We start from the raw sequence: 21,976 nt of genomic DNA, 5'->3' as shown, positions 1-21,976 counted from the left end.
GGTGCGGGATTGTTTCTGCGAGAGGCTTTGGGGGCGTGAAGATAGTGTGAGACCAATACGTCCTCCGCGACCCGGGGGACAGCGCCCTTTACGCAGGTCAGCCGCCGTCGCTCAGTGAATAGAGCACGTGCCTTACGAGCCCCCTGCGTCACATCTCGTCCACGATGAGCCCTCTGCCGCTACAGCCACTTTGCCACCTAAACAACAGTTACGGACCTCCTGCTCATATATCCGAGCCTTTGTCATCAATCGTCCCTTTTTGGCGAGTTGCTAGGTAGACCCATGCTGCCGCGCTGCTCCGCGACACCTGATTGCCTGATCTTTCTCCCTGTGATGTAGGTCCAGGTAGCCTTCTACCTGCTCATCAGCAGGTAGGGAGACACGTCACTCATGTACGAGCGCGGGATGCGGGTACGGCTCCGAGATCGCGTGTGGGAGGTCGAGGCTGTCCGCGGCGCAGGCAGCGAGACATTTCTGGATCTACGCCTGGCCGATGAGCGCCCCGGGCCACGCCACCTGACGGTGCTTGCCAGTAAGGAACCGACAATCAGCCTGGAGGCGCCGACCAAGCTACGCTTCGAGCCAGGTAACGCCGTCCTGCTTAATGAACTGCATGACGCGCTGGCCCTCACTATGGCCCACGGCCGCGGAGATCTTCTGGCGGTCGAGCACGGCCGGATCGATGTGGAGCCCTACCAGCTGGTGCCCGTCCTCGTCGGCATGCGTCAGCCGCGCGTACGCCTGCTGGTCGCGGATGATGTCGGTCTGGGCAAGACCATCGAGGCCGGCCTCTTGCTGATGGAGCTGGCCCGCCGTGGCCGCGCGGACCGCGTACTGATCGCCTGCCCAGCAGGGCTCCAAGACCAGTGGGTCGAGGAAATGCGTTACCGCTTCAACCTCAGCTTCGCCAAGGTCGATAGCAAGAAGTGGCTGGAGGTCCGCCGGGACAATCCGACCACGGTCAGTCCATGGACCGCCATCCCGTACGCGGTGTCATCGATCGACTACCTGAAGAACAACGTCGGGGCCATTCATGCCGCGCCCCCGTTCGATGTGGTGATCATCGACGAAGCCCATCACGTCGCCCGCGCTTATGCGGGCGAGGGGCGCTCCAGCGCCACCGACCGCAGCCGACTGGCCCGCGGACTGGCCGACCACAGCCGAGAGCTGCTCTTGCTGTCGGCCACGCCGCATAACGGGTACCAGGAGTCTTTCGCCAGCCTGCTCCAGCTCCTGTCTCCGCACCTGGCCGCCGATGACGGGCGGCTGGATCCCGAATTGGTCCAGCCCTACATTGTGCGTCGACTCAAGGACGACGTCACCCGCGGCGAACCGCCACAGCCCATCAGTCGACGCCTTCCACCACAGCCCATCGAGGTCCGCCCAACCAGCCGAGAGAAGGAGATCCACCAGCGGCTGCGCGGGCACAGCAAACGCACGCTGCACGCCCTGCGCGGCACGGACTCCTACTACGTGCAGGCATTCGCCCTGGAGGTGCTGCGCAAGCGCGCCCTGTCCAGCCCCTACGCGCTCTTGCAGAGCCTGCGCCGGCGAGCGGAGAGCCTCGGCATCACGCCGGTCGATCATGCCGGTCGGCAGCGCATGGACGTACTGCAGCAATACCGCGGGGACACCGCGCTTCCGGAAGCAGACCTGCGGGCCGCCGAGGAACTGGCACTGGAGGGCGTGGCCGCGCATCTCCCGGAGGACCATCTGCGCGAGGAGCAGCGCCTGGTCGGCAGGCTCCTGGACATGGTCGAGGCTCTCAGCCCCGGCGATGACAGCAAGCTCACCCGCCTACAGGGCTGGCTGGAGGGCTTCCGTGCCGGACGGCGGGGGGAGAGGGTCATCCTCTTCACCGAGTACCGCGACACACTGGACTACCTGGAGAAAAACCTGGGCCACGGGCCGTTGCTGCGGATCGACGGCTCCATCCCGCTGGCAAAACGTCGCGAAGTGCTGGAGAAGTTTTCCGCCACGCCCGGAGCAATCCTGCTGGCCACCGATGCCGCCGGCGAAGGGCTCAACCTGCAGGACGCCTGCCACGTTGTAGTTCACTACGAACTGCCATGGAACCCAAACCGGTTGGAACAGCGCAACGGCCGCGTCGACCGCTACGGCCAGCCGCACGTCGTCGAGATCAGCTACCTCTATCTGGCCGAGACTCGTGACGAGGAAATCCTTCAGCGGCTTCGCGACAAGCTTTCCACCATCACCAAGCAGCTCGGGTCCAGCAGCGACGTTCTGGGCGTCGCTGGCCGAAGCGACGTGATCGATGGTCTCCTGGAAGACATCGACGCTGGAGAACTGGAACAACGCCTGGAACGGGCAGTCCAGCAGGTCCGTGACTACCTCGAGCGCAGCGGTGCCCTCGTGCTTATGCAAAGCATGAAGAACGAGAAGCAGGTCGAGGGCGAGACCACGGCCGCCCTCGAACAGGCCCGCTGGCTTCTACCGGACTTCGACGAGTTCCGGCAACTGGTGGCCTCCGTGGTGAGGCAGTGCGGCGGCTCTGTTACGGGCAACGGTGACATCGTGACCATCGAGCCCGGACCTCTCCTCAAGCAGTATCCGCTCGTCCCCCAAGAGGCATTTCAGGCCACCTTCAGCCGCTCCGTCGCCCTTGAGCCTGAGCACCACGGAATTGCCTTCCTCACGCCAGCTCACCCCCTGGTACGGGCAGTCCTGCAGCGCGTCCGCACCCGCCTTTATGACGAGCGCGCCGCCAACCGCGTCGCCGTGCGGCCCGTGGCTGAGGGCCATGGCGGGTGGCTATTCACCTATGTCGCCCGAATCACCTCCGACGACGGTCGTGTCCTGGAAGAGCCGCTGGTACCCGTCTTCGTCCCTCGCAACGCCGATGGCACACCCGCCGCGCCCAGCCAGGACCCGACGGCAGACCTGCGCCGCCTGCGCCAGCGCCCCGCGACCTCGGGCAGCCTCGACATCATCGACAAGGCCCGTCAGGAACTAGCTCCTGGTTTCGACACCGCTGCCCTCGTCGGGCAGCAAGAAGCCTCTCGTCGAATCGCCGTCCGCGCCCAAGTCATGCGAGAACAATTGAGCGACCAATCTCAACGCCTACACGCCGACCTTGACCGCTGGCACTCGGCAGAACTCGCCGAGGCCGAGAGGCGTTTCGCCACGAGCGCGGGTGACAGTGTCCAGTTTGGCCTCTTCGCTGACACCGGACACGGTGCCTTTCACACCCTCGAAGAAGCCCGAGCCGCCGTCGACGACGAGTTTGGCCGACGCCGCAAGACTCTCAGCCGCGGCTACCAGGTTGCCGATGTCACCCCCGGTGAAGCAGTTGGCTGCATCGTGTGCGTGGAGGTGCCCGCATGCTGAACATCACCGTCGCGGGCACCACCCTGTCCACGTACTACCTTTCGGACCCGGCACTCTTCCTGCGCGAACAACACGACCGGGTCGGAGCCGACGACGCGGCAGACGGCATCCGTCACGCCAAGCGTGAGCTGCGGCGCCTGGTCGCCGATATCGACGAGACCAGCACTGCTGGAGAAACCCGCAAGCGCATGCTCACCTGGCTGTCGTGTTACGGCTGGAGCTTTGCCGGCAGCCTCCCGACCATAGAAGAACCCGTCCCCGGCCGCGCCAGTGCTCCCGACGGCCAACCCGGTTCAGCCGATCTCGTCTCCGTGCTGATCACCCCACCCGGGCAGCACCTGGATGCCTCGCCCACGGGCCGCCGCGCAGGCAAGCTGCGGCCCCAGCGTCAGGCCGAAGTGTGCGCACGCGAGCACCAGCTACCCGCCGTCCTGCTCAGCAACGGCAGCGAACTGCGTGTGATCAGACGCGATCCCGGGCTCGGTGGGGAAGCCAGCTACCTCTCAGTGGATCTCGCCGGCCTAGCCGAACTCGGTGATGACCACGAATGGCGTGTTCTGTGGGCCCTGTTGCGGCCCGAAGCCTTCGTCCCCGACCACACCGGCGAAATCCTGTGGAAGCGGGTCGAGGACGCCAGCTCCGACACCGCCACTGCCGTTAGTGAGAATCTTTCCGGCGGCGTGCGCACGGCCATCAGCGCCATCGCCAACGGCGCTCTTTACCACTGGCGGCAACGCCAGCAGCCCGTCCCCGAGCCACGCAACCTCTTCGCCGACGCCCTAAAGATTGCGTACCGGCTGCTGTTCGTCGCCTACGCAGAGGACCGGGGCCTCCTGCCCGTCGGCACCCCCTCCTACGACCGGGGCTACTCCCTGCGCGGCCTCCGGCGGGAGATCCTCACCGACGCCGGCTGGGCACCCGATGGCGGTCTTCTGTGGAACTCTCTTCAAGCGTCGTGGTCCCTGCTGCGTGACGGCGTCGACGCTGGCGAACTTCAGATCACCGGCTTCAATGGGGGCCTCTTCGACCCAGCCAAGTGCCCGCTGCTCGACGACCCGGCCATGACCATCGGTGACACCTTCGTCCGAGACGCGATCGACGCCCTCTCTTGGACCGAGGCCGAACGCCCCACCAGCAAAACAGCCGTGGGACGACGAGCAGTCAACTACCGCGAGCTTGGCGTCGAACAGCTGGGGAGTATTTACGAGGGGCTGCTCTCGTTCGAGCCTCAGATCGCCGACTCCCACAAGGCCCTTGCCCGCATTGGACGAGGACAGTCGGCCATCGTGCAGGTACTCGACGCCGAGGAGCTACCCAAGGGCGCCGAGACCCTAGAGACGTACGATCCCGGCACCTTTTACCTCTTCGAAGCCAGCGGTCAGCGCAAGGGCTCTGGTTCCTACTACACCGCCCGTCCGCTGGCTCACTTCGTCGTTGGCGAGACCCTCCGGCCCCTAGTCCAGGACGCCGCTCCGGAAGACATCCTCAACCTGCGGATCTGTGATCCCGCCATGGGATCGGGTGCCTTCCTCGTCCCGGCCGTGCACCAGTTGACCGAGGCTTACGGTGAAGCCTTGGCCCGAGAAGGCGAACTACTCGACCATAAATTGGACGACGCCGAGCGCGCCGCCTATCGTCGCCTCATCGTTGAACGCTGCGTCTATGGCGTGGATCTGAACCCGATGGCGGTCGAGCTGGCCAAGGTTTCCCTCTGGCTCACCACAGCGGCAGCAGGTAAGCCCCTGTCCTTCCTCGATGCGCATCTGCGCTGCGGTAACGCGGTGGTCGGAGCCGAGTTCGGCAGCTGGTCTGGCGTTCCTGCGCCAGCACAAGGCGGGCGATTCCAGCGCGCGGGTACGGAAGTCGGTGACCTTCAAGACTCACTGTTTGCCGTAGAGGAACCCGACCTCGCCTCTTTGGTGCGAGTACGTCAGGCTCTGGCAGCAGGACCTTCGGAAGACCGCCTCCAGATCCGTTCCAAAGAAAAGCGGTTCGAGCGTCTCATTGAAGGCGCTGATTTCACCAGGCTGCAAGCCCTCGGCGACTGGTGGGTGGCCCCCTACTTCTACAGCGAAGAACTCAAAGGAAACAGCGGGCAGTGGCTCGCATCCCACGATGCACTGAAGAGAGGAGAACCACTTCGCGAACATCTCACACATATCCCAGCCGATGTGCGATCCAGAGTCCGCCCCTTCCACTGGGAAGTCGAATTCCCTGAAGTCTTTTTCGGCGGCAACGGAGAACGCCGTCCCGATGCAGGCTTCGACGCCATACTTGGCAACCCGCCGTGGGAAGGCATCACTTTCAAGGCCGCAGAGTTTTACGGTAGGTTCGATCCTTCCTATGCACTACTCAAGAAGAAGGATGAGAAGCTCGATCGCCAACGTGAACTCGACAAGCGTCCCGAGATTTCGGCAGCTCGCGCTGAATTGGATGCCACGCTCGCTGGGGTAAAGAGCTTCATCAAGCAATCCGGCATCTATCGGATGCTCTATGCCCACGGAACCACGTTCAACTACTACCGCACCTTTTTGGAGCGGGAGCTCTCGTTGCTCGCCCCTAGCGGTCGGCTAGGCGTCGTCATCGACTCCGGAGTAGTGTCGGACGCAGCTACTGGCGGGCACCGCCGTGAGCTGCTTGACCACTGCTCCGTGGAGCACTTTGTGCTTTGCGACAACGTCAAGGGGATCTTCCCCATCCACAAAAGCGAACAGTTCCTTCTCCTCGTTGCCGAAAAGGGAGGAGGGACTGATCCGCTGCCTTTCACGAGCAACGTTTCCCAGCTCGACCACCTTCTCGACCTAGAGAACCGCACCCTCCCAATTACACGATCCACAATCGAAGCCCTAGCTCCCGAGACCTTGGCCATCCCCGACGCTCGCGATCCAGCACTTCTCGACGTACTGGCCACAATCTATTCCGGCCGTCCTTACCTACTGCAAAAGATGCCTGAGGGTGACTGGGAAATCGATTGGGGCCGGGAGCTGGACCTACACGACGACCGTCAAATCCTTTCCGCCACCGGGACCGGCATGCCGCTGCGCGAAGGTAAGCACATCCACCAATACGTACACGACTTCGCGGAGCCAACCTATTATCTTAAGGAAGAGATAGGCGAAGCCGCATTGGTTGCGCGGGCGCGTAAGCGCGCCAAGAAGAAGGATGTTCGCTCACTAGCACGCAGGCGGGGTGAACACTGCCTTCTTGAACCTGGGCCTCGCACTGGCGTCCTCGAGCTTCCTTCCGATCACTATCGTCCGTGCTTCCGAGAGACCGCACGAGGAAGCGATGAGCGCACACTGATCGCTACGGTCTTGCCGCCAGGAACAGTGGTCACACATGCTCTGCACTATTTCTACCGTTCCACCTGGGACGCTGCCGCGAACGGCTATCGGACCGTCCTCAACGCCCAGGCGATGGTTTACGTGGTAGCCCTGCTCAACAGCCTGACACTGGATTTCGTCGTACGCCGAAAAGCCAGCGCCCACGTAACAAAGTCAATCATGGCAACACTCCCGATCGCCGATGTCCCCCTGAGTGCCGGTCCTGGGGCAAGGATCGTGGATCTTTCGGGCCGCCTTACCTGTCGCTCCGCCGAATTTATAGAACTGGCCGAGGTACTGGGGGTGGAGTGCGCCCCGCTGCCCAAGGGCGAGGAGTACGTTTTGCGGGCAGAGCTCGATGCCCAGGTGGCCCAGCTCTACGGGCTGTCGGCGTCACAGCTGGAGCTGATCCTGGCTGACTTCCGGCAGAGCGCTGACACGGAGGGCAGTCCGGTACGGCCCGGCGAGGAGTACAAAGCGCTCGTCCGCGAGCACTTCGCGCGCTTGGCTGGCTGATCTTGGCCGCCAGTGCATGACGCGTTGTCAGTGGTCGGCACTACGCTCGATTCAAGTCGCAGGCGCGCTCCCTCCGTTCGGGAGCGTCCGCACTGCGGTGGGCGATCGACAACGGGTGTGGGTAGGAAGGGCGAAAGATGAATCCGCTGGAGCTGGCTGATCGGTTGCGTGAGGACTACCGGCGGTTCACCTGGACCACCTATCCCATCGCCGACTCTGGGCTGCGGTCCCGCCTGGAGCGGCTGGTGGATGACGAGGCGCTGCTGTGGCGCGGCCCGTACCTGTCTGTCCAGCCGCGCTTCCAGTTGGACGCTACGTTGTCCGACCTCGCGACGAGCATCAGCTTGCCGCCTGAGGTCACGACCGCCTTTCCTCGGGTAGAGCGACTGTTCACGCATCAGGTAACTGCGGTGACCCGGATCCGCCAGGGTTTGAACACGTTGGTGGCCACCGGTACCGGTTCGGGCAAGACCGAGTCCTTTCTCATCCCAGTTATCGCGCATGCCTACGAGAACAGGCACCGTCCCGGGGTGAAGGCGATTGCGCTGTACCCGATGAATGCCCTGGTTAACGACCAGGAGGACCGGATCAAGGCGGCGTGCGAGGCGCTGGGCCTGACGTATGGGGTCTACACGGGCGCGACGCCTACGCACGACCGGGCCCGGATGCAGGAGACGCCCCCGGACATCCTGCTGACCAACTACTCCATGCTGGAGTACATCCTGACGCGCCGGGAGGATCGGGAACTCTTCCGAAACGGGGTGCTGCGCCATCTGATCCTGGACGAGATCCACACCTACCAGGGCGCACTTGGCACCGAGATCGCCGGCCTGGTGCGGCGGCTTCGCGGTCATGTCGCCGATGAGGGGCTGATCTGTGTTGGCCTGTCCGCGACTGTGAGCGCGGGAGGCGACCACGCGGTCGATCTGCAGCGCACCGCAGAGTTCGCGAGCAGCTTGTTCGCCGCTCCCTTCGACGTGGACGGCATCATTGAAGAGACGGCCGTGCCACAGCCGGAGCCGGACGTGAGCCTGATCGGTCCGGCACCGGACCGCGACCAGCTTCGCCAGGCTCTTGCCGACGGCGGAAATACGTCGCGGCTGCGGGCCGTGCTGGGCGATCCACAGGCAAGTCCGGTGCTGGACCTGCTGCGAGCGCACCTGTCCGAGCCCAGCACGGTTGATGAGCTGATGGATCTTCTCGCGAGTCTGCCGCAGCGGCAGGGCGCAGACCGGGCAGCGCTAGAAGACGAAGTAGCCGGTTGGCTGCTACTCGGGGCGGACACCCACACCCCGGAGGGCCCGCCCGTCCTGGAGGCCAAGGTCCACCTGTTCCTGCGGAGCCTCCCCACGCCGGTGCGCTGTGCCGGGGAATCCGAGCATCTGTTGCTGGACGGTGCAACGACGTGTAGCCACGAAGGCTGTGGTGCGAAGGCCACGACCCCATTGGGGGTGTGCCTGGGCTGTGGTCAGGACTACGACCTGGAGCGGGATGACCTCGACGGCCCGGTCGCTCGCTATGTGGCCCGCCGTTTGACGGCCGATGAACCTTTGCAGGTTCCGCAGACCGGTGACCGGAACTGGTACCCGGCGCGCCGGTGCATGAGCTGCGGCAAGGACGCCAACGGTGCGACATGCCAGGGATGCGGAGCCACGACCCGCGAGGTCATTGTCGCGGTTCCAGAGCCCGATCGGCCACTCACACGGTGCCCGGTGTGCGGGTACCTCCGCTCGCATGGCGCGGTGCAGGAGTTCACTGCGCGTACTGCCGCCGCGGTCACTGCCGCCGCGTTCAGCCTGCACACGGGGCTGGCAGCGCAGAGCGATGACGAGATGCTACGACGCCTGCTGATCTTCGCCGACTCGCGGCAAGACACCGCATTCCAGGCAGGCTACCTGCGCGACCGATCCAGGGCCGTACAGGTGCGCCGCCTGATCGTGGAGAGCGTGTCTGACCGCGTCCGTAAGGAGGAGCCACCCGCGAGCTTCAACAGCCTTGTCGAAGACGTCTTCCGGCGCGGCCAGGACTCCGGTCTCTACGAAGACCCGGCGGGCAAGGACGCCCGCCGTCGGGCTCTGCGCGTGTGCGAGTGGGATCTACTCGGGGAGCTCGCCAGTGATGAGCGCCGGCCACCGACTCTGGAACGCCTCGGACTGGTCACGATCGGTTATCCGGGCCTGGAAGCGCTGAGCGATGAAGCACTCAAGCCGCTCACCGACACGTTGGGCGCGGACACCGCCGCGGCTCGCTGGCTTCTGGCCCGCATGCTAGATCTTGTGCGCACCCGCGGTGGGCTCGGCCATGACCTGCTCCAAAAGCGCCTGGACGCCAAGACGGAGGCCGAGCTCGTCGAGGCTGGCGCCACCATGGGGTTGGGACAGTCCGTCACTGGCTACGGCGAGACCAACATCAGGGTTCCGGGTGCCAATCCCCTGGCCATGAGCTCCAAGGGCGCGGCCGCACGTCTGGTACGGACCGCGTTCTCGAGCGTGACAAGCTCCGATGCGATCGAGCGGGGCGTGCGCAAGGCCGTGGACGTGCTGTCCGAGCACGAGCTGCTGAAAGGCACCCAGGTTGGCAGCGGCCGGCAGCGGGTCGTGCTGCGGCAGGTTCCGCCCCAGGCTGTGGAAATCAAGCCCGCCAGCGAGACCACTTACCGGTGCCGTGCCTGCCGGGCCGTGCAGCCTGGCCCTTCGCCGCAGAACAGGTGCGCGACGTTCAACTGCAAGGGCAGCATGGAGCCGTGGCAGGGCGACCCGGATGACCACGAGCGGCTGCTGGCCGCAAGCGACGCTCCGCTGGTCATTAAGGCCGAGGAGCACTCTGGGCAGGTGCCGCTGGAGGACCGCGAGCAGATTGAGGAGCGGTTCAAAGAGGGCGATCTCAACCTTCTGGTGTGCACCATGACGCTGGAGCTGGGCGTGGACCTGGGCCAGCTCCTCGCCGTCATCCTGCGGAACGTGCCCCCGCGTCCGAGTAACTACGCCCAACGCGCCGGCCGAGCCGGGCGACGGGAGGAGCGGGTCGCGCTCGTCGTTACCTTCGCCGGGGGCATGCCTCACGACAGCTACTACTATGCCCGGCCGGTGGAGATGATCCGCGGTGCCATCCGCCCGCCGGCGTTCCTGCTGGACAACCAGCGCGTGCTCAAGCGCCACGCCCGAGCCATGGCACTGGAGCTGTGCGGACAGAACCTCCCCCAGTGGATGCGGGGCCTGGTCACCGAGGACACGGACGGAAACCTCCACGGCATAGACGAAGTCAAGACCGCCCTCACGGCAAGGCGCGACCGCATCGCGGCCAAGATCTTCGCCGCCTTCCGCCTCGGCCTCGCCGAGGGCGACCTCCCTTGGCTCACCGAAAACTGGGCGAACGAGGTGGTCGACTCCTGGATAGACGACCTCAACGCAGACGTCGAGCCCTACCGCATCCGCCAAAAAGGCCTGCTGGAAGAGTGGATGCAGGCCGCCAGCAAGCCGGGAAACAAGGAAGCCTCCCGCGCACTCACCAGCATCAACGCCAGCCTTGAGGCCATGCGCAGCGGCGACCGCAACCGCGCGTACGTTCTGTCCTACCTCAGCTCCGTTGGCTTCCTTCCCTCCTACGCCTTCCCCACCGACACCACCAGCCTTGCGCTGGAACGCGAGACTGCCGAGCTGTCCCAGGACTCGGTCCAGGCGCTGAAGGATTACGCTCCCGGTCAGCTGGTCTACGCCCGTGGCGACAAGTGGCTCGTTGACCAAGTCGACTTCCGCCGCGCCAACCTGATCAACTCCGACGGCATCGGCGCTCTCGACCACATCAACCTGTGCAACCGCTGCGACACCGTGAACGCCCCGACCAGCGCGCACTGCCTGTCCTGCGACAGCGACGACCTGAGTCCTCAGCTCAGCGTGCCGATGCGCGCCATGCGCGCCTCACGCCGACAGCGGATCTCCGCCGATGAAGAGCACCGTTCCCGCTCCCCCTTCGAAGTCACCCACCACCTCGGCGCCCCCAACACCGCCGAGACCTACCTCTTCGAACGCGAGGGCCTGGTACTACAGTGGGAGCGCGGCGCGGATCTGACCGTCCTCAACCGCGGGCGCGTTACCAGAAACCAGAGCACCAGCGAGCGCTTCGTCATCTGCACCGGGTGCGGCTTGTGGTTCGACGCGATCCCAGGCGCCACCCCGACCCGCGCACAACGAGACCGCAAACAGTTCCACGACAAGATCTGCAGTAACCAGCGGCTCGAATACAGCATTCTGCAGGTCGACCGCCGCGTCGACTGTCTGCAGGTCCTCCCCGACCTAGAGGCACTCGACATCCGCCCGGACCGGCTCGAGGAGTTCCTCGCCAGCATCCGCGCCGCCCTGGATCTTGGCTGCCGCGTCATGCTCCAGGCCGGCGACGACGAAGTCGCGGGCTTCGACTGGCCCCGACCCGATCCGGAAAGCGACGAGGCCACCTTCCGACTCGCGGTTCTGTACGAAGACGTGCCCGGTGGTGCCGGTTACCTGCGCCAGCTCGCCGCCCGCTTCGGTGAAGTGGCCGCCGCCCTAGTCCCTGTGCTGGAGGGCTGTTCCTGCGAGCGCTCCTGCTACGCCTGCCTGCGCTCCTACGGCAACCAGTTGGAAGAAGACCTGCTCGACCGTCATGTGGCCGGTGACTTCCTGCGTCGCTTCGCTAATGCTCCGGCAGTGGACGGGCGTCGGGTGCCCGGCTACACGGACGCCTTCCACGGCCGCCCGCGGTCCGCAATCGAGCGGCGTCTGGCCATCGCGTTGATGGCCCTTGGAGCACCTCGCGGCCACGCCCAGTACAACTGGGGAGACCGTGGCTCCTCTGATGGAACGCCTCGCCCCGTTACGGTGGCCGACTTCGCCTGGCCCGACCAGAAAGTCGCCGTCTTCTGCGACGGCTGGAAGCACCACCACACCCCGGAGCGTCAGGCATCGGACAAGGCCAAGCGGGACGCCATGCGTGCCGATGGCTGGACCGTTCTGTCCTACTGGGGCGGGCAGATCGTCCGCAACGCCGAGCAGTGCGCCATAGAAATAATGGAGCGCCTCACCACTGAGTTCTGATCAACTCAATGGCCCCGGGAGCAACCGCCTTGAGGCGGTTGCTCCCGGGGCCGTCGCGTCAGGAGGGGCCAGCCACCGACCGGCTTGGCGCAAGAACCAGCGGAATCTCCTCGCCAATCCTCCCAGCCAAGCCACGGGCGAGACCAAGGGCATCAAGTTTTGCAGCCACCGGCTTGAGGGCCATCCGCATGGCGGAGAGCCGCTCCCTTTCGAATTCCTGGCGCGTAGTAGCGGGACCACGAGATTATCGCAGCACCGCGCAGCGATTCGAATACACGGCCGAGTAACCGAATTACTGTTCGCATTAAAGGAGTGTGTTGTCGGTGGGTTCCGGTATACCGGTCGACTATGAGTGTTACTCAGGATGCCGCGTCCTCCTTCGCCCATACGCAGCCTCGATCGGTTGACGGTGACTCCTCAAAGGACGACCCAGCGGCTGCTGCGGTGCCTGCGTCGCGTGACGCTGGCCCCGGCGAAAACAGAGACCCGCGGACCGCTCAGGACGATTACCTGCTGGTGGAGTTGTTGTGTGCCGCCTTGGCGAAAATCCGCCTCGAACGGCAGCGGGCCGGCATTCAAGCTACTGGCACGGACGGGTCGGGGCCGTTGCCACGTGCATGGCGTGATGCGCGGGGGCGCCTGTGGTGGAAGGCGCAGACACTGGGTTTGGAAGGGCCCGGCAACGACCTGGAACTGTTCGACTGGTGCCGTCGTCCGCTGGGATCGTGGCCTGTACCGCTGTCCCTAACCGAGGTCGATCTGGAAGCGGTGCTGCTGGAAGGCGATTCTCTGTCCGAATTCGCCGAGCAGGCGGCAGACCTGGTCCAGCACGCTGACGTCGAGGCGGAACTCGTTCAGAATCAGGTCTTTGCCGCCCTGATGCTGTGCGCACGGGTGAACGGTGGAGACGACGATGCTGTCCAGCGGGTCTACCGTCGGCTGCGACGCCTGTTGATCGACCATCCGGTGCTCAGCGACCGCGAGGTCCAGACGCTGGCGCGAAAACTACCAGCAGCGGATTCCGACCATGACTCGTTCCTCGCGAAGTTCATCCGCATCGCCTACGTTCACCACCCGGTCCAGGCGCCGGGTAAGGTTCGCCTGCGGCGCTGTGCCGACTGCCGTAATCCATTGGATGACAGGGCCCTTGGTTGTGGGACTCCCGGCTGCACGGGGGTGGCAGAGCGCTACGAAGTGGCGTGTCTGGGTGGCTATTGGACACAGCACCGGGCAACCCGCCAGTTCTTCCACGACCCGGGACTGCTGGAGGGCCGGCTGCTGGACCAGGTGAGAGAAATCGCCCACGAATGCCTGTGCGTCGAAGACTGGCCGTGCCTGGACGCGTGGGATATGGCAGTGACGTTCAAGGCCAAGGAGCCAGGTGCAGAGGCGGAGTGCTGGGCCGTCGACGCCAAGGACTGCTCAAGCCCAGCTCTGCTCGCCCGAGGATTTCGCTGCGATCCCCGCGTGCCAGCGCGGAGGCACATCATCGTCATCCCAATGCACCGCCTCAGAACTCCCGGCTACTGCGCGGATCTCGAGCGCGAACTGCAGGGCCGAGTTACCGGCGTCGAGGTCCTCGACGAGAAGACGTTCTTGCGGCAGGTCACCGTCCGTGCGCGCCAGGCAGGAGGAACGCGATGAGGGACACCCGTGCCTGGAGCAAGTCCCTGGTCAAGGAATTGGCGGACGACAGTGTGCGCCCCCTCCTCGGCCCACTCAAGCCCTGGGAGGTCTGCGCCCTTGAGGTGGGCCTCTCCTTCCTGGACGACCATCTGCCCGGCCGAGGCATCGGCGCGCTGTGGCCGGTGCTGTCCGGGTACATGCGCCTGGATGAGGACCTAGGCCCGCAGATCCGGACTCTGCGGGAGTTGATGGGCCCGCTCGCCAAGACCGGGACCATGCGGGAGAAACTCGATCAGTACGTGAAGCTCCCGGCCCAGGTACGCGGCTTTGAACCCTGTGACATGCCCGGCCACAAGCCGGAGTTGTCGACCGTATTCACACGCCGGCCCACCCCGTACGCCGCGGGCCGACATGACCTCTACCGTCAGACGCTGCAGAAGATCGCCCCCTACCAGACGGCCTCCCCGTACCGGCCAGCACCGCCTGGTTCGGTGTGCTTCTTCGAGCGGGCCGACGGCAGCAGGGAACAGATCCGCGTCCCCGAGACGCTCATCCCGGCGCCCGCTCCAGCCGTGCTGCCCGCAGCGGCCTCCCGGGCCCAGGAGCCCATCGCCCTCACACGAGAGGACTTCCGGTGGGCTGCCGAACAGATCGACAAGATCCTGGAAGCCCATCCGGAGATCGAAAACCGGGACTTCGTCAAACGGTTCGAGCAGATGGAAGCCCTGCAGGCCGACCACATCGAAGGCCATCTCTGCGACCAGCGGTGGTGGATGACCATCGACCGCTTGTGGCATGTGGTCGGCCTGATGAACAGTGGTAAGTCCACCTTGCTGGACCTGATCGCCTTCATCGTCGCCCACCGCGGCGGCAAGGTCGGGTTCGTCCTTGCCTCCGGCAGCGACGTGTTCGCCAAGGTCAGTTTCCTGCAAGCCCTGGGCATCGCGGCTGTGCCCATCTTCGGACGCACCCGGGAAGGCGTCCACAAGGACCGGTTCTGGCGCTCACTCCTCCACGACGGCGAGAAGACCTTCCCCACGGGTCTGGACCCTGCCGCGGCGTTCGCCGACGACCAGTGCTACTTGGAGGAGCTGCGGCTGACCAGTAGGGCCAACCGGGCCCCGCTGCCACGTGAGGATCGACCCTGCACAGGCCGGCTCACCGTGGCCGGCGAGAGCGGGCGTCGAGACTGCCCGCTTCTGTCCCGGTGTCCGTCGCATACGGCGGCACGCATGGTTGCCGATGCACAGGTGTGGGTGACGACCGCAGCGGGACTGGCGTCAACGAGGATGCCGCAGTCCCAGATCGAAGTCCGCGTCGCTGAAGCGGCCCAGCACCACCTGTCCGTCTTGCTCGTGGACGAAGCCGACACCGTGCAGCAGCAGTTCGACGACCGGTTTCTGCTGCACGAGATCCTTTCCCAGCCCGGCAGGGGCTGGAGTCACCGGGTGGGGGACCGAATCGGCCAGCGGCTTGAGCACTCCTGGTTCCTCGACCTCCTCGACCCGGAGGTGACGGCCAGCGACAAGCACTTCCGTCGGCACGATCAGGCCCTGACCGAGCTCTACCGGCTGGTCATCGCACCTGATGCGGATGCCCTGCGAGCTGTTATCGCCGAGGGACCGTTCACCGGGTACAGCCTCCTGCGGCGCCTGGCCCGCAGCCTTCATGGCCTTGGTGAACGAACCGACTTCACGGACAAGGCGGAACTGGAAAAAGCCGCCGACGAGTCTTTTGAAGAGCACTTCGCCTCGCTGCTCTCCGCTCCGTTCCAGGCTCCTGCGGCGAACTGGGCGGAGCTGATCGAGGCGATGACGGCAGCCCATGACACTCGTGTCTCGGCCCAGGAGGCCGCGGAGGCGTGGATCACCACCCACCAGCCCGCCATCGGCGAGGCGGATGTCCGAGGCGCGCTTGCGGAGTGGGCACAATTGCTGCAGGCCGGGGTGTGGGCCGCGCGGATCACTACGTCCTTCTTCGAAGTCGCCCAACGGCTGCCCGCCATTAGCTCCTCCCCGATCGGCGACGGGGAGGACTTCTGGAGCCGGCAGCCGCCGCGTGACCTGATGCCGTTCGTGCCCGAACAGGCTGCCGGGAACCTGATGGCGCTTCAGTGGCAGCCCAACCCCGGTGGTGATAGTGGATCGTTCAGCATCCTTTGGCTCCGCGGGGTTGGCCGCTGGCTGCTCTACCACCTCCATGATCTCCTGACGGTCGAGGGCATCGAGGGGCCACATGTCGTCCTTGCCTCCGCCACCAGCTGGATGCCCGCCTCGCCCCGCTTCCACCTGGACGTCGCCCCGAACCTGGTACTACGAGAGCCGGAAAAGGCCAGGGCTGCGCTGAAGCAGAGCAAGATGTTCTTCCGGCCACCGCGCTATCCCGACGGTCGTCCCGTCTTTACCTCGGGCACCGGCGGCAACCCCGCCCTCCACGCCCATGCCCTGTGCACGGCCGCCGACTGGATCTGCAACCCACCCCCCGGTGCGCGCGAGTCCCTGCTCCAGCAAGCCCGTCTGCGTTTGGCCCCCGACCGTCAGCAAGTCCTGTTTACCGTGCAGAGCACCCGCGACGCCCAGACCGTCGCCGACTACATCAACCACAAAACCCCGTACACGGCCCTGCACGTCATCCGCGACGACGACCCGCCCACCCGGCACAGCATCCCAAGGCGCCGCCTGCACGCCTTTGCCGCGTCCGGCGCCGACATCCTGGTTGCTGCCGAAGGCGCCGTCCAACGCGGCCACAACATCCTCAACGCCCGCCGCGTCGCCGCCCTCGGCGCGGTTTTCTACCTGGCCCGCATCCACCCGCCCGCCGACGACGCCACCTTCCCGCTTTCCCTGCTCAGCCGCGAGGCGATGCGCCGCCTCCGCGACCCTATTGAACTGGCCGACCCCCTGATCGATCCAGTCGACCTCGCGCGCAAACTCCGTTACGGCGAGCGCCGCCGATGGCAGCAGCGAGTCGGAGAGCCGGTGCTGTTCTCTCGCCTCACCGACCCGGTCGAACACGCGGCGTTCGTCGGCAACTTCCTCGTCCCCCTCCACCAAACGATCGGCCGCGGCATCCGCGGTAACGAACCGGTACTGGTGTACCTCTGCGACGCCGCCTTCGCGCCCCGCACCGCCACGCTCGACGAAACCGCCGCCGACACTCCGCGAACGAGCGTGATCGTCGCCACCCAGCAACTCCTACACGGCTGGCTCACCGATCCAGGCCCTACCGCCAGCCCGGCAGAACGCCTAGACCAAGCACTCGCCCACGCCTGCTGGGGCCTGGCCTCCCATCTCCTCGACAACATCGACTGGGGTCACCGCTGATGCCTGCCTACCGCGCCACCCAGGCCACCGTACTCACCTTCACCACCGGGGCCAGCTGGCCCATCACGGGCTACCGCGCGACCTGCCCGCCAGGGATGCTCAGCCTTCTCCAAGCAGCCTGGGAAGCCCGCCCAGGCCGCCGAACGCGCAACGGACCCGACAACCTGCCGACCAAGTCACTGAGGGACCTGCTCACCCTTATCGACCCAGACATCACCTCCGTGCACTGGGATCCACGCCATCCAGCCTGGCTTCGCGCGCGCACCAAGATCGACCCAGACCTGCTGCTGATCGCTATGTCGGCATGGGCCTCCGCTCACGTCGCACCCAACGTGCCGGACACCGACTGGTACGGCCGTCTTGAAGGCGCCGGCCAGATCGAATGGATGCCAGAAGACCTCGACCTGGCCCAGCACGGCCTCCACCCCAACGGCACCGCCAACCCTCCACCGCACGTCTTCGACCTCCTGCCCAGCCTCGTCGCCGAACACCTCACCACCACCGAACTCCGGCTCCTGAACCACCACCGTGATCTCCGCCTCGGCCCTACCCAAGCCGACGGCCGCCGCACCCTGCACCTCGGCCAACCCGAGCTCCTCATCGATGAAGACGGCGCGGCCGGCGCCAGCGTGGACGTCCTCACCTTCCACCTGGAAACCGTGCCCGGCGTCCCCGAAGTCCACCTCCACGTCGACCTGGGGATGACCCGCTTCGCGACGAACGCCATCGACTACATCCCCCGCCGCGGAAACGGGGACCCCACCGCCAGCGTCCTGCTCTCCGCCAAGGAGGGCTTCATCCACCGCCGCGAACGTCCCATGCTCCTGCAGAGCTCCGTCACCATCCGCCGACGCGGACAGGACAGCCTCTGGACCTGGCAACCGGGCGTCCCCAGCATCCTCGCCCGCCTCACCCACCACGAGCCACCCAGCCTCGACGAGCTGTGCAACGCCCCGGGCAACGCCGCAGCTCAGCCCTTCGCTGCCCACCTCGTCCACAGCACCGGCATGACCTACCGCCATCCGGACCAGGACGGCACCCCGCCGGCTCGTGCCACCCACGAGCACCCCGTCGGCCACGGCTACCAACCCCGCGACCACATGGAGGTTCTCACTCATGTCGCCCGACAGCTGGAGGACAAGGGCCTGGTCCCGCTGATGCCCACGCCCAAGGCGCGGACCCGTGCAAAGACGCGCCTGCCGATGCAGCTGCCCGAATCCCCCACGTACGAGATCGAAGTCTGGGCGTCCTCTGACCGCACCTGGCAGTGCCTGCAGACCGCCGCCAGCAAACTCGACCTGGCCCCCGCCACCGCAACAGCGGATCGCACCAGTTTCACCGGGCCGATCAACCTCACCCTCCACCGCCGCGACCCGCAAGACCTCACCGCCGGCCTGCCGCGCTCCACCGAGTCGGACCCAGCAGCCCGGCGAGCCGCCTACGAAGCCAGCGAGGCCGAGCGCACCACCCGAATCACCCGTGCATTCCCCCGCCTTGCCCACCCCATCGCCTGCATCGTGGAGATGGAAGGCGCGGCCTACTTCACCCGCACACGCCAACGCGACCCCAAGCCCCTCTTCAAGAAGGTGCTCCCAAGCCTCCGCCGCAACGTCCAGGGACTGCGCCCCATCCCGCCAGCAAACCTCAATCCCAGCAAAGCAACCCTCGCCAAGCGCTTCCCCGGCACCGACTTCTCCACGACCGACATCGAGCGCGCCACTTCCGCTCTCCGGGACGCCCTCCGCCAGGCGGGCCACCTGCCCAAACTCCCCGCCCCACCCGGCGTGAACGGCCCCTTCGAGCTGATCACCGTATGGCTTTCCCCGGCCGGCGAGCGGATGCTCGTGCCCATGCTGATCCGACAGCACACCCACGAGGAACCCACGGCACAGCTCATGACGACGGCCGGCAGCCCCGCCGATCACCCCATGCCGCTGACCGCACTACCGGAAGCCCTCGCGGCCGGACGCGGACGCGTACCCCGTACCGCACGCGCGGCCCTCGCCGACTTCCTCACCAACGCGCTGTCGCTGGACTCCACCGCCGACCGCCTGCTGCTCGTACGTCGCGCCCGGACGAGCGACAAGAACATCTGGCCCTGGCTACAGGACGGCCGCATCACCTTCGACCAGCTCGTGCTGCCGGGGATCGACATCACGGTCCCCAACGCGGACCCAGTCCGCCGCAAGCCGGGGGACCAACCGGGCCTGCGCATCATCCGGCTACGCGAGCGCAGCGACCGCTCTGCGGTACCCAGAGCCTTCGGCATCACCCAGGAAATGGTCAGCGCTGGCGACGACACCGACGAACTGATCCCTGTCACCCGACACGGACGATTCTCCGGCCTGGTCGAAGTCGGGGAACGCGCCTTTTGGGGCATTAACCCGCGCTCCGACCAGAATCAGACCCCCCTGACCCTCACCAAGCTCGATCCGGTCCAGACTGCCAACCGGACCTGGACCTGCTCCAACCCCAACTCGCTGGAGATCGTGCCTGCCTTCCTCCAGGACGGCGACAACCCGGCCGACTGGGCCATGTACGTCCATGCTCAGCGACGCCTCCACGCCCACACCACCATCGCCACCACCTGGCCCGCAATCATGCACCTAGCCGAACTGATGGAGGAATACATCTCCTGACCTCCCCGGCCGAGCCCGCCGTTGCTCGGTCATACACAGGCCGGGCACACCAGAAGACCACCACGACAAATGGCCTGCAAACGCGGCGGCGCGGAGGTGTGGCGGGCACCTTCCGCACATGTGCCTTACTCTCAGCCAGTCGCGGCGAGACTTCAGTCAGGTCGCGACTGGCGGTATGAGCACCAGCTCGGATGCGTCTGGAGCCGACTGGGAATCGCCCAAGGTCAGATCCGACCTCGTAGCGTCAGGAAGACAGCAAATCCGCAGGCAGCCGCACCGGCGGTGTGGCCTCGTAGAACGACCTCAACGGGGCCGTGACCGTGCTTGTTCGTAGCTCGTCGGACAGCAGGGTCTTGTCGAGTTCCAGCGGGAGATCCGGGCCCGTCGACACGGTTGTGACCAGCCAGCGCAGCAGCGTGTTGTGGGCTACGCGCCGCAACTGGTGCAATTCCTTTGTGTCGGCGTCGCCGGTGTCGTCACCGTGGGCGTACTTCGAGCGGCGCCCATAGGCCCTGCCCACGAGCCCTCTTGCTCTTCTGGTCAGCACCCGCCAGCACCGTGCTGATCAGCCCGTCCACGGCTGTTGCGAACGCGTTCAACCGTGGCAGGTCCATCTTGGTCACCCGCCACAGGCCGGTGTTACGCCTCTCGTACTCGATCTCCCTACCCGTGTCGTCGACGTGGATGGACCACGGGCACGGTGCCACCGTGGAGGTCTGCTCCGCGTTCTCGTTCGACGATGGACCAGGCGTTCATACGGAGCATGCCGCTGCTCAACAACAGCAAGGTCAGCAGCGGTCGCCAGTGCAGCAGTTCGGGCCGGGTGTGCATACCCAACAGAGGGAAGCGGTAGCCATTGACCAACGCCCTTTCATTGGACGTGGTTGGAGGACGAGCGCCCCCTCCAGAACGCTCTCGGCAGCGGGCGCATCCTCAACAGAGTCGGTAATAGAGTGCAGCGGCGGGCGCAGGTGACCCAGTTCGTCACGCCGGAGGGTGCGGAGGGTGCACTCACCGAGCGGGATGTCTGTGCCGACCGGGGCCTGGCCAACGAGGAACAGCCACTCTTCAAAGGCCCCCCGGGGCGCAGTGCAAAAAGTAGAGAAGCGCGCCGCCACCTGATCATCGTCGATGTCCGCACCGAATGAAACCCTGCTGTACCTGAGCGGGCTGAGCCGAGTGGCCCACGCCGTCGGCCAGCGGGGCCAGCGCGGCCACACAGTTCCTCACGCATGGCCAGGCCGGGAGGCCGACGAGGGGCCGCCAGTCCGACTCGTGTGTTCCCAGTGCCCTGGCCTCGCGTACCTGAGTCAGCCACCTCGTCAACTCGACTCGCAGTTTCGAGGTTTGGTCCATCTGCATCTGGCCGACTGTAGCGGGGTGCACCCGTGGAGCAGGATGGTCCCAAGCACTGGTTTGGTGCACACCTCAACCACGCGACCTACGGCACCAGTGAGTAGCCCTCGCCGACCCGCCTGGGTCGGCAGTCGCCTCGGCGGTGAGAAACAGCGCTCGGGCGGAAGCCGGGTCGATGCTCGGCCGACCATTCGGATGGCGGGCGTTGACATTCGGCTGGTCAAGCCGTCCGGGCCTGGGCCAGGTCGGCGAGGGATGCGGGCGCGCCCTGACGTTGGCGCATCCTTTCCCGCACGTTGAGGAGGTGTATTCGGCCTAGGCTGGCGTCAGGTCCTTCAATGCGCCCTGAAGGGCCGCCCCGGTCACCGGTGCCGCCTCAGCAACCTTCCGGAGGTCTTCACCGGTCAAGTACCGGTAGCTCTGCGGTGGATGGAACGGTCCCGAGGCTCGCAGCGCGGCCAGTGGTACCGGGTCCTCGAAGGTGATCGGTTCCTTGAGCAACAGACCGCTGGCCTGAGTCGCTCCACTCATGTACTCGTCGTACTCGCGACGACTGATCCCGGCACTCGTGCGGCTGGCCGACCAGACCTCCCGCGGGGAGGCCACTTGCACGGAAGCGATCCGAGCCATGCCCACGATGGCCATCGTGGGCGCGGTCGCATAGAGGAGTACTGGAGTTCCGGGCGGGACGGCGACGCGCTGCCGGCGGACCTCGACCGTCTTGGTTCCGGCCAGGATCGCCGTGGCGAACCGAGGGTGGACGGACAGCAGCATCG

Annotated in this window: 9 protein-coding genes; 7 read left to right on the top strand and 2 right to left on the bottom strand. The window is 65.9% G+C overall.

What is annotated here, in order from left to right:
- Nucleotides 1-390: 390 nt before the first annotated feature.
- The 6 genes from ACFYZQ_RS16325 (at nt 391) to ACFYZQ_RS16300 (ending at nt 19,844) form a co-directional block, all read left to right on the top strand.
- Nucleotides 391-3,348, top strand: coding sequence for a helicase-related protein (locus ACFYZQ_RS16325; protein ID WP_389147246.1), 2,958 nt, complete (start codon nt 391-393; stop codon nt 3,346-3,348).
- The gene (locus ACFYZQ_RS16320; protein WP_389147243.1) at nt 3,342-7,187 is read left to right on the top strand and encodes an Eco57I restriction-modification methylase domain-containing protein; all 3,846 of its coding nucleotides are present in this window, start codon (nt 3,342-3,344) and stop codon (nt 7,185-7,187) included. The genes ACFYZQ_RS16325 and ACFYZQ_RS16320 overlap by 7 nt, the downstream gene beginning before the upstream one ends.
- A 137-nt stretch (nt 7,188-7,324) precedes the next feature.
- Nucleotides 7,325-12,256, top strand: a complete 4,932-nt coding sequence (locus ACFYZQ_RS16315) for a DEAD/DEAH box helicase (protein ID WP_389147241.1) — start codon at nt 7,325-7,327, stop codon at nt 12,254-12,256.
- 348 nt (nt 12,257-12,604) lie between these two features.
- Nucleotides 12,605-13,900: a hypothetical protein gene (locus tag ACFYZQ_RS16310; protein WP_389147238.1), complete on the top strand. Its 1,296-nt coding sequence runs from the start codon at nt 12,605-12,607 to the stop codon at nt 13,898-13,900.
- 38 nt (nt 13,901-13,938) lie between these two features.
- Nucleotides 13,939-17,205 carry a hypothetical protein gene (locus ACFYZQ_RS16305; RefSeq protein ID WP_389147235.1) on the top strand — a complete coding sequence of 1,089 codons (3,267 nt, stop codon included), beginning with the start codon at nt 13,939-13,941 and terminating at the stop codon, nt 17,203-17,205.
- Nucleotides 17,205-19,844 (top strand): pPIWI_RE module domain-containing protein, encoded by a 2,640-nt coding sequence (locus tag ACFYZQ_RS16300; protein WP_389147233.1) that lies wholly within the window; start codon nt 17,205-17,207, stop codon nt 19,842-19,844. Before ACFYZQ_RS16305 ends, ACFYZQ_RS16300 begins: the two co-directional genes overlap by 1 nt.
- A 244-nt stretch (nt 19,845-20,088) precedes the next feature.
- On the opposite strand, the gene ACFYZQ_RS16295 is transcribed toward ACFYZQ_RS16300, so the two are convergent.
- Nucleotides 20,089-20,364 carry a hypothetical protein gene (locus ACFYZQ_RS16295; RefSeq protein ID WP_389147229.1) on the bottom strand — a complete coding sequence of 92 codons (276 nt, stop codon included), beginning with the start codon at nt 20,362-20,364 and terminating at the stop codon, nt 20,089-20,091.
- A gap of 451 nt (nt 20,365-20,815) precedes the next feature.
- On the opposite strand from ACFYZQ_RS16295, the gene ACFYZQ_RS16290 reads away from it, so the two are divergent.
- Nucleotides 20,816-20,992 (top strand): hypothetical protein, encoded by a 177-nt coding sequence (locus ACFYZQ_RS16290; RefSeq protein WP_389147227.1) that lies wholly within the window; start codon nt 20,816-20,818, stop codon nt 20,990-20,992.
- Nucleotides 20,993-21,515: 523 nt separating this feature from the next.
- On the opposite strand, the gene ACFYZQ_RS16285 is transcribed toward ACFYZQ_RS16290, so the two are convergent.
- Complete coding sequence (locus ACFYZQ_RS16285; protein ID WP_389147224.1) at nt 21,516-21,974, bottom strand: ASCH domain-containing protein; 459 nt, start codon at nt 21,972-21,974, stop codon at nt 21,516-21,518.
- Nucleotides 21,975-21,976 lie beyond the last annotated feature (2 nt).

Source organism: Streptomyces sp. NPDC001843 (assembly GCF_042891955.1).
GTDB lineage: Bacteria > Actinomycetota > Actinomycetes > Streptomycetales > Streptomycetaceae > Streptomyces.
Note: the sequence above shows the minus strand (reverse complement) of the source record. Positions and strands in the feature narration are given on the sequence as shown.